Source organism: Janthinobacterium sp. LPB2021202312-11-4, assembly GCF_037049705.1.
Lineage (GTDB): Bacteria > Pseudomonadota > Gammaproteobacteria > Pseudomonadales > Pseudomonadaceae > Aquipseudomonas.
Genome location: NZ_JBAGKV010000014.1, coordinates 26,013 through 38,951, shown reverse-complemented (window position 1 = coordinate 38,951; position 12,939 = coordinate 26,013). Strand labels below are relative to the sequence as shown.

The 12,939-nt window shown below is 59.4% G+C and carries 15 protein-coding genes; 9 read left to right on the top strand and 6 right to left on the bottom strand.

Going from position 1 to position 12,939, the window contains the following annotated elements; translation table 11 throughout:
• The first annotated feature begins 13 nt into the window (after positions 1–13).
• Complete coding sequence (locus V5E99_RS16250; RefSeq protein WP_499803343.1) at positions 14–784, top strand: IclR family transcriptional regulator; 771 nt, start codon at positions 14–16, stop codon at positions 782–784.
• 103 nt (positions 785–887) lie between these two features.
• Here the strand turns inward: V5E99_RS16250 and V5E99_RS16245 are convergent, their stop codons facing one another.
• Positions 888–1,163 carry a hypothetical protein gene (locus V5E99_RS16245; RefSeq protein ID WP_499803342.1) on the bottom strand — a complete coding sequence of 92 codons (276 nt, stop codon included), beginning with the start codon at positions 1,161–1,163 and terminating at the stop codon, positions 888–890.
• Positions 1,164–1,340: 177 nt separating this feature from the next.
• Here V5E99_RS16245 and V5E99_RS16240 point away from each other — a divergent pair, with 177 nt between their 5' ends.
• Entirely contained in the window at positions 1,341–2,249 is a 909-nt protein-coding gene (locus V5E99_RS16240) for a LysR family transcriptional regulator (RefSeq protein WP_499803341.1), read from the top strand.
• Positions 2,250–2,405: 156 nt separating this feature from the next.
• Here V5E99_RS16240 and V5E99_RS16235 read toward each other — a convergent pair whose 3' ends face one another.
• Positions 2,406–3,134 carry a DUF899 domain-containing protein gene (locus tag V5E99_RS16235; RefSeq protein WP_499803454.1) on the bottom strand — a complete coding sequence of 243 codons (729 nt, stop codon included), beginning with the start codon at positions 3,132–3,134 and terminating at the stop codon, positions 2,406–2,408.
• Between the two features lie 183 nt (positions 3,135–3,317).
• Between V5E99_RS16235 and V5E99_RS16230 the strand changes: the two genes are divergently transcribed.
• Positions 3,318–3,710 (top strand): hypothetical protein, encoded by a 393-nt coding sequence (locus V5E99_RS16230; protein ID WP_499803340.1) that lies wholly within the window; start codon positions 3,318–3,320, stop codon positions 3,708–3,710.
• Between the two features lie 91 nt (positions 3,711–3,801).
• Here the strand turns inward: V5E99_RS16230 and V5E99_RS16225 are convergent, their stop codons facing one another.
• The 3 genes from V5E99_RS16225 to V5E99_RS16215 all read right to left on the bottom strand — a co-directional run bounded on the left by V5E99_RS16225 (position 3,802) and on the right by V5E99_RS16215 (position 5,860).
• Positions 3,802–4,671, bottom strand: coding sequence for a DUF6279 family lipoprotein (locus V5E99_RS16225; RefSeq protein WP_499803339.1), 870 nt, complete (start codon positions 4,669–4,671; stop codon positions 3,802–3,804).
• 80 nt (positions 4,672–4,751) lie between these two features.
• Positions 4,752–5,471 (bottom strand): TorF family putative porin, encoded by a 720-nt coding sequence (locus tag V5E99_RS16220; protein WP_499803338.1) that lies wholly within the window; start codon positions 5,469–5,471, stop codon positions 4,752–4,754.
• 209 nt (positions 5,472–5,680) lie between these two features.
• On the bottom strand, positions 5,681–5,860 hold the full coding sequence (locus V5E99_RS16215; protein ID WP_007946007.1) for a PFL_1563 family small protein: 180 nt from the start codon (positions 5,858–5,860) through the stop codon (positions 5,681–5,683).
• A 361-nt stretch (positions 5,861–6,221) separates the two neighbouring features.
• On the opposite strand from V5E99_RS16215, the gene V5E99_RS16210 reads away from it, so the two are divergent.
• The 4 genes from V5E99_RS16210 to V5E99_RS16195 all read left to right on the top strand — a co-directional run bounded on the left by V5E99_RS16210 (position 6,222) and on the right by V5E99_RS16195 (position 10,434).
• Positions 6,222–7,058: a CvfB family protein gene (locus V5E99_RS16210; RefSeq protein ID WP_403018003.1), complete on the top strand. Its 837-nt coding sequence runs from the start codon at positions 6,222–6,224 to the stop codon at positions 7,056–7,058.
• A gap of 120 nt (positions 7,059–7,178) precedes the next feature.
• A complete protein-coding gene (locus V5E99_RS16205; RefSeq protein ID WP_499803337.1) occupies positions 7,179–7,568 on the top strand; it encodes a DUF2177 family protein in 390 nt (129 codons plus the stop codon).
• A 233-nt stretch (positions 7,569–7,801) separates the two neighbouring features.
• Complete coding sequence (locus tag V5E99_RS16200; RefSeq protein WP_499803336.1) at positions 7,802–9,247, top strand: NCS1 family nucleobase:cation symporter-1; 1,446 nt, start codon at positions 7,802–7,804, stop codon at positions 9,245–9,247.
• A 254-nt stretch (positions 9,248–9,501) separates the two neighbouring features.
• Positions 9,502–10,434 (top strand): DMT family transporter, encoded by a 933-nt coding sequence (locus V5E99_RS16195; RefSeq protein WP_499803335.1) that lies wholly within the window; start codon positions 9,502–9,504, stop codon positions 10,432–10,434.
• On the opposite strand, the gene V5E99_RS16190 is transcribed toward V5E99_RS16195, so the two are convergent.
• Positions 10,379–11,557 carry an MFS transporter gene (locus tag V5E99_RS16190; protein WP_499803334.1) on the bottom strand — a complete coding sequence of 393 codons (1,179 nt, stop codon included), beginning with the start codon at positions 11,555–11,557 and terminating at the stop codon, positions 10,379–10,381. The two genes, V5E99_RS16195 and V5E99_RS16190, sit on opposite strands and share 56 nt — an antisense overlap.
• A gap of 103 nt (positions 11,558–11,660) precedes the next feature.
• Between V5E99_RS16190 and ptrR the strand changes: the two genes are divergently transcribed.
• Positions 11,661–12,554 carry a putrescine utilization regulator PtrR gene (ptrR, locus tag V5E99_RS16185; protein ID WP_499803333.1) on the top strand — a complete coding sequence of 298 codons (894 nt, stop codon included), beginning with the start codon at positions 11,661–11,663 and terminating at the stop codon, positions 12,552–12,554.
• 139 nt (positions 12,555–12,693) lie between these two features.
• Positions 12,694–12,822: a PA1414 family protein gene (locus V5E99_RS16180; protein WP_003184145.1), complete on the top strand. Its 129-nt coding sequence runs from the start codon at positions 12,694–12,696 to the stop codon at positions 12,820–12,822.
• Positions 12,823–12,939 lie beyond the last annotated feature (117 nt).

Below are 12,939 nucleotides of genomic sequence, written 5' to 3'. Positions count from 1 at the left end.
GTCACGAGCGAACATGAGCAATCAATCACCCCTGGAAGATGAGCCTTCGGCACCTGCGGCCGAGGGCGGCGTGGCGGCCGTGGATCGTGCCTTTGCGATCCTCTCGGCGTTCGATGTCGGCAGCAACAGCCTGCCACTGGCGGAAATTGCCCGGCGCACCGGGCTGTATAAAAGCACCATCCTGCGCTTGATGAGCTCCCTTGAACGGGCCGGTTTCATTCGGCGCCTGGGCGATGGCCAATACGCTGTCGGGCCGGAGCCTTTGCGCCTGGCTCAGGTTTATCAGACTTCGTTCCGTCTGCGGGATGTGATCTATCCGCTGCTGGAAGCCTTGTCGGACGCGAGCGGCGAAACGTCCTCGTTTTACGTCAGGGAAAACGACAGCCGCGTGGTGTTGTTCCGGGTCGAGCCCAAACGTGCAGTGCGCGTTTCCCTGCATGAAGGTGCGCGGTTTCCCCTTAACGCCGGGGCGTCGGGAAAAGTCCTACGGGCGTTTGGTGCTGTGTCCGACCCGAGCCTGGCTGCGATTCGCGAGCAGTTTTGGGCCTCTTCCTTTGGTGAACGAGATCCGGAGACGGCGTCAGTCTCGGTGCCGGTGTTTAACGCGGCGTTTGAATTGACCGGGGCGCTGACCCTGTCCGGCCCCGCCGAGCGATTCAATCAGGAAAAAGTCTCGACAGCTTGCGGCTTGCTGCTCGATGCAGCGGCCCGGGCGACCGTTGCGCTGGGTGGGGACAATCGTGAATTGCTCAAGGCGATTGAGCGGATTTCCGACGTGGGCTGACCGTCCAAAAGTCAAAAGATCGCAGCCTTCGGCCGCTCCTGCGGGGGGGTGCGCGAATACCTGCGTAGGAGCTGCCGAAGGCTGCGATCTCTTGATCTTGCTTTTAACCCTCGGCCTTCTTATCCGCCACCTCCAACTCCTTCAATCGCTGATCAATCAACTGGCACTTGTCCGGCAGATCAGCGCTGGCGGTGCCCAGATCCATCTTCTGCAATTCATCGTTAATCTCCTTGGCCTTCTTCGGGTTTTGCTCGGTGAGCTTGGCTACTTCCTGGGCCAGTTGTTCGCGCTTGGCGGTGGCTTCTTCGGGCGTGCAAGCCCAGACGGGCAGGGCGCAGGCGAGGGTGGTGGCGAGGGTCAGCTTGAGTAAGGTTTTCATGGGCAGGCCTCAGTTCCGGTTAAGGCGGGTTATTCGGTGAGGGCTCAGCCCCGTGAAAAGTTCAGCCTTTTACAGCCACATCGGCGTCAGTTCTTTCAAGTGTTCAGACCATCGGGAACGTGGATTGCTTTGATAATGCGTTAGTATCCAGACGACTTATTAAGGAACCCATACATAATGCGAGGCAGTGAATACGCCCAGCTTCGGGCCTTTGTCGCGGTGGTCGAGCACGGCAGTTTCGTGCGGGCGGCGGCTCATTTGGGGATGTCGGCGTCGGCGTTGAGCCAGACCATCCGCCAACTGGAAGAGCGGCTGGATGTGCGCCTTCTCAACCGCACCACCCGCAGTGTTTCGCCAAGCGATGCCGGCGCGCGGTTGTTGCTGCGCCTGCAACCGGCGCTCAACGAGGTGGATGCGGCGCTGGCCGGGGTCACGCAAACGCCGGGCATGCCGCCCAGTGGGCGACTGCGCATCAATGCGCCACGGGTCGCGGCGGTTCATTATCTTGCGCCTTTGATTGGGCCATTCCTGAACACTTATCCCGGCGTGAGTCTCGACATCGTGACTGATGAGCGTCCGGTGGATATGGTCGCGGGTGGTTTTGATGTCGGCATCCGGCTGGGTGAGAGCCTCGATCAGGACATGATCGCCGTGGAGTTGAGCGGGCCTCTTGAAATGATGGTCGTGGCTTCACCGGCGTATATCGAGCAATTCGGCACGCCGCACACGCCGCATGATTTGAGCGAGCATCAATGCCTGTCTTATCGCTGGCCCACGGACGGCAGTCTGTATCGCTGGGAGTTTGAGCGTGCCGGCGAACGGCTGGCGATTTCGGTGAAGGGTCCGCTGGTGGTCACGGAACCGGAGATGCTCACCCGTGTGGCGCTTGAAGGCGCGGGGATTGCGTACCTGTTTGAGCATCAGGTTCGGGAGCACATCACTTCCGGGCGCCTGGTGCATCTGCTGCCGGAGTGGACGCCGGCCTTTCCCGGTTTTTACCTGTACTACCCGAATCAGCGGCAGATGGCTCCGGCGTTGCGGGCGTTTGTGGATTTTGTGAAGAAGCCGATGCCACCGGATTCCTGATCACTTGTGCGAGCTTGCTCGCGATAGCGGTATCTCAGTCGCCATGGATGTTGAATGTTAGTCCGTCATCGCGAGCAAGCTCGCACACAGGGCAGTGCATTCCAATGTGGGAGCGAGCCTGCTCGCGAATGGCCGCTGCGCCTCGGTCCCCCGGAGCTATCCCCCGTGACAGCAGCCGGTCGACGCCGTGTCTTCGTATTTGTCGTGGTGTTTCACCCATTCCATGATCTCCTCTTCATTGCGGCCCTTGGGCGTGAGGTCGAGGTAGTTGTAGGCGCCAATCAGCAGGTCCAGGCCCCGGGCATAGGTGGAGTAGGTGTGGAAAATTTCGCCGGTTTCATTGCGATAAAACACGCTTAAGCCTGGGAGTTCTTCCTCGGCGCCGTCGGATTTTTCGTAGTTGTAGGTCGCCGTTCCGGCGGCGACGGCTTCGGCCCGGGCCGAAACGCCAAAGTCGTAGTTGAAATCGGAACCGTCTGACGATATCCAGTCGAATTTCCAGCCCAAGCGCCGCTTGAAAGCCTGGAATTCGGCGAGCGGCGCGTGGGAAACCGCCACCACGGCCACGTCATGGTGGGCCAGGTGCTGGTTGGCGCCGTCGATGTGGTCGGACAGGAACGAGCAACCAGGGCAGCCTTCATCCCAACCGGCGGCGAACATGAAATGGTAAATCACCAGTTGGCTGCGACCGCCAAACAGGTCCGCCAGTGTCAGTTCGCCTTTTTCGCTCTGGAAGCGGTAGTCCTTGTCGATCTTCACCCAGGGCAGGGCGCGGCGTTCGGCGCTGAGTCGGTCGCGTTCCTGGGTGAAGGCTTTTTCGTGGGCCAGGTGTTGTTTACGGGCTGCGAGCCATTCTTCTCGCGAGACGACCGGATGATTCTGAATTTGCATGATGAATTCTCCTGCGGGGAGCGGGGAGGTGTCTTACACAGCCTAGTCGTTCGACCGGTGCCGATTTCGACATGCCGCCAGTCGGTGCTGTCCGACACCTCGGCTGAACGGCTGTCCGCCACGCCGGTCACAACCTATGAAGGCCATCTCACTCTCTGGCTTGGAGGTTGAATCAGGATGACGACTTATAACTGGGATTTGATTGAGCGCTTGCTGCATGAAGCGCAAAACAGTGCCGGCCACAGCTTTACGCCCCGGCCCTATGCCGAGCAATACGCGGCCGCAAAAGCAGCGGCGGGCGAGCCGATTGAAAACCTCGATCACCTTAAAGCGGTGGCCGGCGAATATGAAAAGCTGCTGCTGACCCGTGGCTACATCGAGCCACGGCCAGAGGACCAGGGCGGCAATGGCTCCAATTACATTTTGACGGCGCGGGGCTCGAGTCTGTTGAGCCTGATCGACAGCAGCATTCCGGGTAATGACCATCCGCGGCAGGTGCTGGACGAGCAGGCGGATGCGCTGGATGAAGGGACGTTTGATCAGGTGGCGTCCAAAGCGCAGATTGCCTGACGGCAAAAAGATCGCAGCCTTCGGCAGCTCCTACGGTGTTTTGTGTACACCTGTAGGAGCTGCCGAAGGCTGCGATCTTTTGATCTTGCTTCTACCCCCGCTGCACCGCCTTCAGACACTTCAAATCAGTGAAGTCTTTCCTCACCCCATCAATCTTCTTCAACAACCGCTGACGCTGTTCCGGTGTGCTTTCGGCTATCAAATCCACCAGCAACCCACGGGCCTGAGCCTCGGTGTTGGCGTAGGCCTCGCGGTAAGCCGGCGTCCATAAACGCTCGCGATTGACCAGAAGTGTCTCGATTCGCTGTGGGAATTCTGCACTCTGGCGCTGCGCAACGGCCGCACTGAACTGCTTCTGCCAATGCGCGCGGTTGGCGATCCACTGCTGGTTCTGGTCGCCCAGGGCCGTTGACCATGTCATCACCCGTTGCTGTTGAGTGGTACTGAGCGGGCCGAGCCAGTCATTCAGGCGTTTATCCATGCGCTCGCCACGCTCCTTGATTTGCTGGTCGAGGGACGGCTTGAGGTATTCGTCCTGGCGTTTGCGCTGGTCTTTGGCGAAGGCATCGTTCATTTCCGCCACTTGCTGGTCGTTCAGCCCCTGCAACAATTCGATGGCCGACGGGGTGATTTCCCTGGCGGTCTGGGCAATGGCTTGTTTGGCCTCCTCAGTGCGGGCCTGGAGCGCCGCGTCGGTGACCTGATTGGTTTCGACCATCGCCTGCAAGCGGTCCAGCCAATCCAGGTAGCCCGGCAGTTGGGTGGTGCAGTGCCAGCTCAGGTGTTCCTTGAGGCGTTCGTTGAACCAGCCTTTTTGCTCGCCGTTCATGTCCAGGTAGTCGCTGAGTGTCCACGGAATGATCACGTCGAGGTTGCGATACGCCAGCCCGACACGGCTGCAGGCGCCCAGGGCGAGGGTGATGGTGATGAGGACGGCGATGCGTTTCAACCAGCGCGACATGGTGCGAGTCCTTGCGAAGACCTGGCTTCTTTGATGGGGTCTCTATGTGAGCGCAAGATAAGCCCGGCAGTTCAAGCCGATCAATAAAAGGCGCGTTCGGCCTTGAGCGTGACCAGCCCGTCGCACTGGCTGTTGTGCCCGGAGTAGGCGGTGCAGTCGCTGCCGCTGAGGTTTGAGTCGCTGTAGATCAGGTCCAGGTCGATGCCCATGAACGCGCGGGACAGTTGCAGCGACCAGTCGTTGAAACTGCCGATGGAGCCACCGTCCACCGACACCGGCGAATTGAGCTGGTGGGTGGTGTACTTCATGCTGATCCCGATGCCGAACGGTTGATTGCCGCCCAGGTCGGCGAACACGGTGCTGTTCTGTTTATCCGGGTCGTTGCTGAACGCGGCGCCGAAACGGCTGCCGAGAAAGGTCAGGCCACCGAACAGCTCCTGGCTGTCGAGGGTGTCCACTTTCGGATAGCTGTAATGGATCATGCCGACTTCGTAGCCGAGGGTTTTATCGAAGGGGTGTTTAAAACCGAGGTAGGAATCGACTTCCAGATTGCTGCCTGGGCTGAGCCCTGCGCTCGGTGACCATTGGCCAACGTAGAAGCCGCTGTCGTGGCTCAAGTCCAGGCCGCCATGGAATGAGCCGGTGCTGGCGGGCTTGACCAGCCCCTGGGCCATGCTGCGGCTGGGAGTTGTGCCGAGTTTGAGGTCGAAGTCGCCCAATTCGCGCTGGAAGATTTGCGCGTTGGCGATCGAGGACGACAGGAGAAGGCTGCCGAGTAATAAACAGGAGGGTTTGAACATGGGTCACTCCATGACCAGCGAGGGAGCCGTAATCGAAAGGCTGCTGAAACGCTTAATCTAGACGTGTGCAAGCATACCGGCGAATGCTCGGCATCGAAGGCCGTTCGTCGATTTCTGGAATTTTGATGGGGTTTGCTGGGTGGTGCGGGAGAGGTTCCAGTCCAAGCGCTTCGAAGCTCAAAGCGCTTACGGACCAGTTAAAGCAGGTGTTACTTTTTGCCGAGCGTGATTTGCTTCGACGGACCGAATGTCTGGCCGCTGACGCCTTTGGCAATTTGCTGGATCTCGCCACCGGACTTGAGGAACGCAGCAATCTGGTTGTTGATCGATTCGCTGGTTTCAACGGCTGGAGCTGGCTTTGCTTTGCTGTTGGATGCTTTTACACGCATGGCGGCCATTAACCTGTAGAAAATTAACTTGGCCAGGCATCGTACAGGAAATACTTGACAATTGCTTGGTAAATATCCCCCTGAAATAACCGGGGCCATCACTCGAATATTCACAACTTATTGTTCGAAATAGTTGGCTAAGCTGCTGTTTTAAATAAGAAGAGCGGGCGATCAAGGGACTGTTTTGCATCGACGGATGCTGGCCAAGGGCGCTGAATCGGTCTGACGAGCGGCCAGGAGCCCACCGATCAACCCAGGAAAATTAAGGCGTGCAGAGGATTTTCTCGCGCCACCGGGCCGGCCGGCGAACGCGGCCCGTAAAACCGGGTAGAATGCCGCCCACGCAATGAGGGTATTGGAAATGGCTTTAGTCGGGCGCTACAACAGTTTGCAAGTGGTTAAACACACTAACTTCGGTTTATATCTGGACGGTGGTGCGGACGGCGAAATCCTTCTGCCTAATCGTTATATTCCTAAAGATATTCCCAGCGAAGATGAAGATTGGCTCAACGTATTTGTCTATCTGGACAGCGATGACAAACTCATCGCAACTACCGAAACACCGAAAGTTCAGGTCGGTGAATTCGCCAGTTTGAAAGTCGTTGAAGTCAACAGCATCGGCGTGTTCCTGGATTGGGGTCTGCCGAAGGATCTGTTGCTGCCGTACTCCGAAGAAAAACGCCAGATGACCGCCGGCGAATATGTGGTGGTGCACGTCTACCTCGACAAGCACACCCGCCGCATCACCGCGACGGCTCGCTTGGACCGTTACCTGGACAAGACCCCGGCCAATTACACCCCGGGCCAGGAAGTTGATTTGCTGGTGGCCGAAGCGACCGACATGGGCTTCAAGGCGATCATCAACAACAAGCATTGGGGCTTGATCCACAAGAACGAAATCTTCAAGTTCATGCGCGCCGGTAAAGAAGAGAAGGGCTTTATCAAAGAAGTCCGCACCGACGGCAAGATCAGCCTGAGCCTGCAACCGGTCGGCGAAGAAGCGGCCACCAGCCTGAACTCGAAGATCCTCACCAAGTTGCGCGACAACAACGGCACGCTGCCAATCAGCGACAAGAGCGATCCGACCCTGATCAGCAGCATGTTCGGCGTCAGTAAAGGCAACTTCAAGAAGGCCATTGGCGCGTTGTACAAGAACGGCCAGATCGTCATTCATGCGGATCGCATTGAACTAAGCTGACCTCGCGCAGGCCCATGTAGGAGCTGCCGCAGACTGCGATCTTTTGACCTTGATCTTATAAAAGTCAAAAGATCGCAGCCTGCGACAGCTCCTACGCGGGTTCACTTGAGGTCGGGTGTCATGAAGAAAATGCTGTTCGCCTACGCCGGCACCTTGCTGGCGTTTCTAGTGCTCGATGGCCTCTGGCTCGGCGTGCTGATGGCGCCGACTTACCGGGCGCTGCTCGGATCGTTGATGCTCGATCAACCGTTGCTGGCTCCGGCAGCGGTGTTCTATCTCCTTTATGTCATCGGTTGCGTGGTGTTCGTGGTGTTGCCCGCGAGCTCCTGGCAGCGCGCTTGCCGTTTGGGTGCGTTGCTGGGATTGGTGGCTTACGGCACGTATGACTTGAGTAACTGGGCGACGCTGCACGGGTGGTCGGCGTCGTTGGCGCTGATGGACATGGCTTGGGGCACCTTTGCCACGGCAGTCGCGTGCACTGTGGGTTATTTCGCTGCGCGCAAGGCGTAGTGTTGGAACAGTTGTATACAGTACCGCCTGCACCGTTTGCAGGCGCGAATGCCCTGTTCATGGGCAATATCCCTTTGCGCAAGGCTCTGAAACCAGGGCCTGCTGAGCACTGACAGCCCGATCTGTCACACCTTTTGCGCCTATGGCACGCATTCTGCGTAGTAACTCGTATACAAATGATGTCGGCTCCCGTACGCAGTGTGGTGGGCCGGTACTGACGAGGAGCCCCCGCGATGACCGAGCAAGTGCCCAACGGCTACAGCCCCCGCCTGTATAACCAGGACCTGGGGCCGCTGCCGCAGAAATGGAATTGGTACAACATCTTCGCTTTCTGGATGAGCGACGTGCACAGCGTCGGCGGCTATGTGTTTGCCGCCAGCCTGTTCGCCTTGGGGCTGGCCAGTTGGCAGGTGTTGATCGCGTTGCTCGGCGGGATCTGCATCGTGCAACTGATCGCCAACCTGGTGGCCAAACCGAGCCAACAAGCGGCGGTGCCGTATCCGGTGATCTGTCGGCTCGCCTTCGGCGTGTTCGGGGCGAATATTCCTGCAGTCATTCGCGGCCTTATCGCCGTCGCCTGGTACGGGATTCAGACGTACCTGGCCTCCAGTGCCCTGATCATCGTGGTGCTGCGGTTTTTTCCTGCAATGGCGGCCTACGCCGAACCGCATTTTGCCGGTTTGTCCTACCTCGGCTGGTTCGGTTTCCTCAGCTTGTGGTTCGTTCAAGCGCTGGTGTTCTGGACCGGCATGGAATCGATCCGACGTTTCATCGATTGGGCCGGTCCCGTGGTTTATGGTGTGATGTTCATGCTCGCCGGATGGATCGTCTGGAAGGCCGGCTGGAGCAACATCAGCTTCACCCTCGCGGAAAAATCCCTCTCTGGCTGGGAAGCGTTCGGACAGGTTATCGTCGCGACGGCGCTGGTGGTGTCGTACTTTTCCGGCCCGACCCTGAATTTCGGCGATTTCAGTCGTTACTGCCGCAGCATGGCGGACGTGCGTCGCGGCAATTTCTGGGGCTTGCCGGTAAATTTTCTGGCGTTCTCCCTGGTGACGGTGGTGATTGTCTCCGGCACCTTGCCGGTGTTCGGTGAAATGCTCCATGACCCGATTGCCACGGTGGCGCGCATCGACAACAGCGTGGCGGTGCTGCTCGGCGCGTTTGCTTTCGTGACCGCGACCATCGGCATCAACATCGTCGCCAACTTCGTGTCCCCGGCGTTCGATTTCGCCAACGTTGCCCCGAGCAAAATCAGCTGGCGTGCCGGCGGCATGATCGCGGCGGTGGCGTCGATCTTCATCACCCCGTGGAACCTGTTCAACAACCCGGAAGTGATCCACTACACCCTCGATGTGCTCGCCGCGTTTATCGGGCCGTTGTTCGGGATTCTGTTGGTGGATTACTACCTGATCAAAAAGCAGCAGATCGATGTCGATGCGCTGTTCGATGACGGCCCGAGCGGTAAGTATTACTACAGCGGCGGGGTCAACTGGACGGCGGTGAAGGCACTGATTCCTGCAACGCTGATGGGCGTGGCGATTACCTTCACGCCGGTGCTGCAACCGATGGCCAACTTTGCCTGGTTCACCGGGTGTTTCCTCGGCGGCGCGATTTATGCCCTCCTGGCCTGGCGCGAGCAAAGTCGGCCGACGGTCGCGGTAGTCTCGGCAGGATGATGCAATACCCGGTGGGGGCGGGCTTGCTCGCGAAAGCGGTGTTTCAGTCAACATTTCTATTAACTGATACGACGCTTTCGCGAGCAAGCCCGCTCCCACAGGGTTTGTCTTTAACCGATATACCTCTTATAGGCCGCATTTCCTGGCCATCTGGTTGATAATCGACAGCCTGTTTTTTTGCCCCCGATTTTGAGTCGGGGGCTTTGCTTTTACTGTCGAGTCACTGCCATGAATTGTGTTGTCGAGGTGTTCCGGTGAGCGCCACCCGGCGTAGCGCCGATGGGTTTGCCCTGCAAGTGATGCTCGGGTTGTGCCTGATCTGGGGCGTGCAGCAAGTGATGATCAAGTGGGCGGCACCGGACATTGCGCCGGTCATGCAAGCCGCCGGGCGCTCGGGCATTTCCGCTTTGCTTGTAGGACTTCTGATCTGCTGGAAGGGCGGTTGGGATCAGGTGAGCCATACGTGGCGCGGTGGACTACTGGCCGGTGCGCTGTTTGGTCTGGAGTTCTTCTTTATTTCCGAAGGCTTGCAACTGACCACGGCGGCGCATATGTCGGTGTTCCTCTACACCGCACCGATCTTCACTGCGTTGGGCGTTCATTGGCTATTGCCGAGCGAGCGTTTACGGCCGGTGCAATGGCTGGGGATTTTTCTCGCTTTTGTCGGCATCACCATCGCGTTTGCCGGCGGAGTGTCCTGGGACAACCTCGACCACCGCATGCTGATGGGCGATGCCTTGGGCGTACTGGCCGGCGCCTCATGGGGCGCAACCACTGTGGTGGTGCGTGCTTCGCGGTTGTCGGAAGCACCGGTGACCCTGACCCTGTTCTATCAACTGATGGTCGGTTTTGTCGGCCTGTTGCTGATCGCCGTCCTTAGCGGTCAGGTGACCCACGTCAGCCTGACCACCATCGCGGTGGCCAGCGTGTTGTTCCAGGGGTTGGTGGTGTCGTTCTTCAGTTACCTGACCTGGTTCTGGCTGCTGCGCCGCTATCTGGCGGCAAACCTGGCGGTGTTTTCGTTTATGACGCCGCTGTTCGGCGTCACGTTCGGCGTGGTGTTGCTAGGCGAAGACCTGAGCCTGAACTTCGTGGTCGGCGCGGTGCTGGTGTTGCTCGGCATCACCTTTGTCAGCGCCGAACAGTGGGTGCGCCGTCGTTTGCGCAGAGCCCTCGGCCAGCACTGAGCGGGCTCAGCAACAAACCGCCGGCGACCAGCAAACCGCTGCCGGCGAGCACCAGCGCCGGTTGCAAGCCGCCACTGAAATGGCTGCTCAGCGCAGCGAGCAACGGCCCGGCCAATTGACCCACGGCAAAGCACGCGGTCAGCAGCCCGGCGTTGCGCTGGGTGGCGTGGGGCGCCAGTTCCCGGGAGCGTTGCATCACCAGTTGCATGCAGGCCAGGAACGGCGTGCCGCAGAGGATCACGCCCAACGCCAGGCCCGGGCCGCTGCCCAGCAAGCAGGCGAACACGCCGGCGGCTTGCATCCACAACGTCGCGACCAACCAATACCGCGTGGCGTTCGGGTTGTGCCGGCGCAGACTCACCAGCACCACGCCAATGGCCGCTGCCAGGCCGAAAAACGGCCAGAACAGATCCGCCATCCATTGCCCGTGAAACTGCGCGTTGGCCATTTGCGAAAGGAACGTGGCCGGGATGATGTAGCCCAAGCCATACAAGCCGTAGATCACGCCTAAACGGCCGATGCCCCGGTTACCTGAGGCATTAGTGGTCAGTGCTGTTACTGCGGCAGTCGATTGCGGCAAGAACGGCAGGATGACCAGCAGCATCACCAGCGCTACAGCGGCATACACCAGCCACAAGGTTGCGGAAGTTTGCCCCAACAGGTGTGAGCCCAAGGCCAACAACCCTGTCAGAAAAATCCCCAGACCCGGTCCGGCAAATACCAGCGCCCCAAGCCGTGGACGACCGGCCGCCGCTGCCAGTGGCTGACTCAATGCGGTAATCATCACCAACACCCAGGCGCTGGCCACGCCGGTGCCGAAGCGCAGCAGCAGATGGGACCAGAAACCGTTGGCCCAGAACGATGCCAGGGTCAACAGCACGCACAGCCACAACCCACCCAGCAAACGTAGCCGGACATGGTGATGGTGCCGGGCGAACATCGCGTCCACCGCGCCAACGAAGTAGCCCAGGTAATTGGCTGCGGCAATCAGACCGGCGGCGGTCAGGTCGATCTGCCCTTCGCTGAGCAGGTGCGGCAGTTGCGGCGTCAGGGCGAAACGCCCGATGCCCATGGCCATCATCAAAGCGATGAAGCTGGCGGTTAAGCGAATCAGAGGGGGCATGGTCTGAATTCCTGCAGAGGATCAATGACCGTCAGGCTAAGGCTGATTGACTTTCTGTAAAAATGAATAATAGTGAGCAACTTGTTCTGCTTGGGAGAAAGGTGTGGAGTTCAGCCAATTGCGGATTTTCCAGGCTGTCGCGCAAGAGGGTTCCATCACCCGCGCTGCCGAACGCCTGCATCGGGTGCCGTCGAACCTGTCGACCCGGCTTAAACAGTTGGAAGAGCAACTGGGTGTCGAACTGTTCCTGCGTGAGCGTCAGCGTTTGCAGTTATCGCCTGCGGGAAAAGTCCTGCTGGACTACACCGCCAAGCTGTTTGCCCTGCACGACGAAGCCAGTGCGGCGGTGCAGGGCGGGCAACCGGCGGGGGACTTCGTGCTCGGCACCATGTACAGCACGGCCGCTATCCACCTCCCAGGGCTGTTGGCGCGTTATCACCGCACGTATCCGGCGGTGAACCTGCAAGTGCAGTCCGGCCCCAGCGGCGAATTGCTTGAAGGCTTGCTCACCGGGCGGCTCGATGCGGCGCTGGTGGACGGTCCACTGGAACTGGCCGGTCTCGACGGTGTGCCGTTTTGCGACGAGCGGCTGGTGCTGATCAGCGAGGCCGATCACCCGCCCATCCTCAGCGCGCAGGACGTTGAAGGGCGCTCGGTGTTCACGTTTCGCCAGGGCTGTTCCTACCGGATGCGCCTGGAGGCCTGGTTCGCTCATTACCACGCGGCCATGGGCCGGGCGATAGAGATCGAGTCTTATCCGGGGATGCTCGCCTGCGTGATTGCGGGCTCGGGCGTAGCGCTGATGTCGGAGTCGATGCTCGCCAGCCTGCCGGGCCGTGAAAGCGTGGCAGTGCACCCGTTGGCCGAGCCGTTTGCCAGCGCAACGACGTGGCTGATGTGGCGCAAAGGCATGCTCGGGGCGAACTTGAATGCCTGGATCGAACAGCAGCAAACGGTCTATCCGGCGGCACCGTTGCAGGAGAAAGCACTGGCTTGAACTATCGGTCAGCTATTCGGATCAATTCAGTAACAGATCATTGCGATCTTGGGCGAGCATTGCGTAGGACTTCGGACTATTATCAGTGCGAAGTGGCTACAGAATTCCGGCCACTCGGCACTACCCTGAAGGGGGCACCATGAAAGAGAAAATCCAAAACTGGCTGCACGACTTGGGTGTCGCACTCGGTTTGATCGAACCGCCTCTGCAACCTGTGCCTATTCGCACTGACGACGAGCAGCGTCGGCGCCAGCCGCGCCGCCGGTAACACGCGTCAAGGCCTGAAAAGATCGCAGCCTTCGGCAGCTCCTACCGGGAGTTGTGCCGCTGCTGCGATTGCGTTTGTTCCTGTAGGAGCTGCCGGAGGCTGCGATCTTGGCGCTCT

Coding starts and splice junctions, on each gene's coding strand:
- V5E99_RS16250 (WP_499803343.1), top strand. CDS start 14: ATGAGCAATCAATCACCCCTGGAAGATGAGCCTTCGGCACCTGCGGCC.
- V5E99_RS16245 (WP_499803342.1), bottom strand. CDS start 1,163: ATGAAAACCTTACTCAAGCTGACCCTCGCCACCACCCTCGCCTGCGCC.
- V5E99_RS16240 (WP_499803341.1), top strand. CDS start 1,341: ATGCGAGGCAGTGAATACGCCCAGCTTCGGGCCTTTGTCGCGGTGGTC.
- V5E99_RS16230 (WP_499803340.1), top strand. CDS start 3,318: ATGACGACTTATAACTGGGATTTGATTGAGCGCTTGCTGCATGAAGCG.
- V5E99_RS16225 (WP_499803339.1), bottom strand. CDS start 4,671: ATGTCGCGCTGGTTGAAACGCATCGCCGTCCTCATCACCATCACCCTC.
- V5E99_RS16220 (WP_499803338.1), bottom strand. CDS start 5,471: ATGTTCAAACCCTCCTGTTTATTACTCGGCAGCCTTCTCCTGTCGTCC.
- V5E99_RS16215 (WP_007946007.1), bottom strand. CDS start 5,860: ATGCGTGTAAAAGCATCCAACAGCAAAGCAAAGCCAGCTCCAGCCGTT.
- V5E99_RS16210 (WP_403018003.1), top strand. CDS start 6,222: ATGGCTTTAGTCGGGCGCTACAACAGTTTGCAAGTGGTTAAACACACT.
- V5E99_RS16205 (WP_499803337.1), top strand. CDS start 7,179: ATGAAGAAAATGCTGTTCGCCTACGCCGGCACCTTGCTGGCGTTTCTA.
- V5E99_RS16200 (WP_499803336.1), top strand. CDS start 7,802: ATGACCGAGCAAGTGCCCAACGGCTACAGCCCCCGCCTGTATAACCAG.
- V5E99_RS16190 (WP_499803334.1), bottom strand. CDS start 11,557: ATGCCCCCTCTGATTCGCTTAACCGCCAGCTTCATCGCTTTGATGATG.
- V5E99_RS16180 (WP_003184145.1), top strand. CDS start 12,694: ATGAAAGAGAAAATCCAAAACTGGCTGCACGACTTGGGTGTCGCACTC.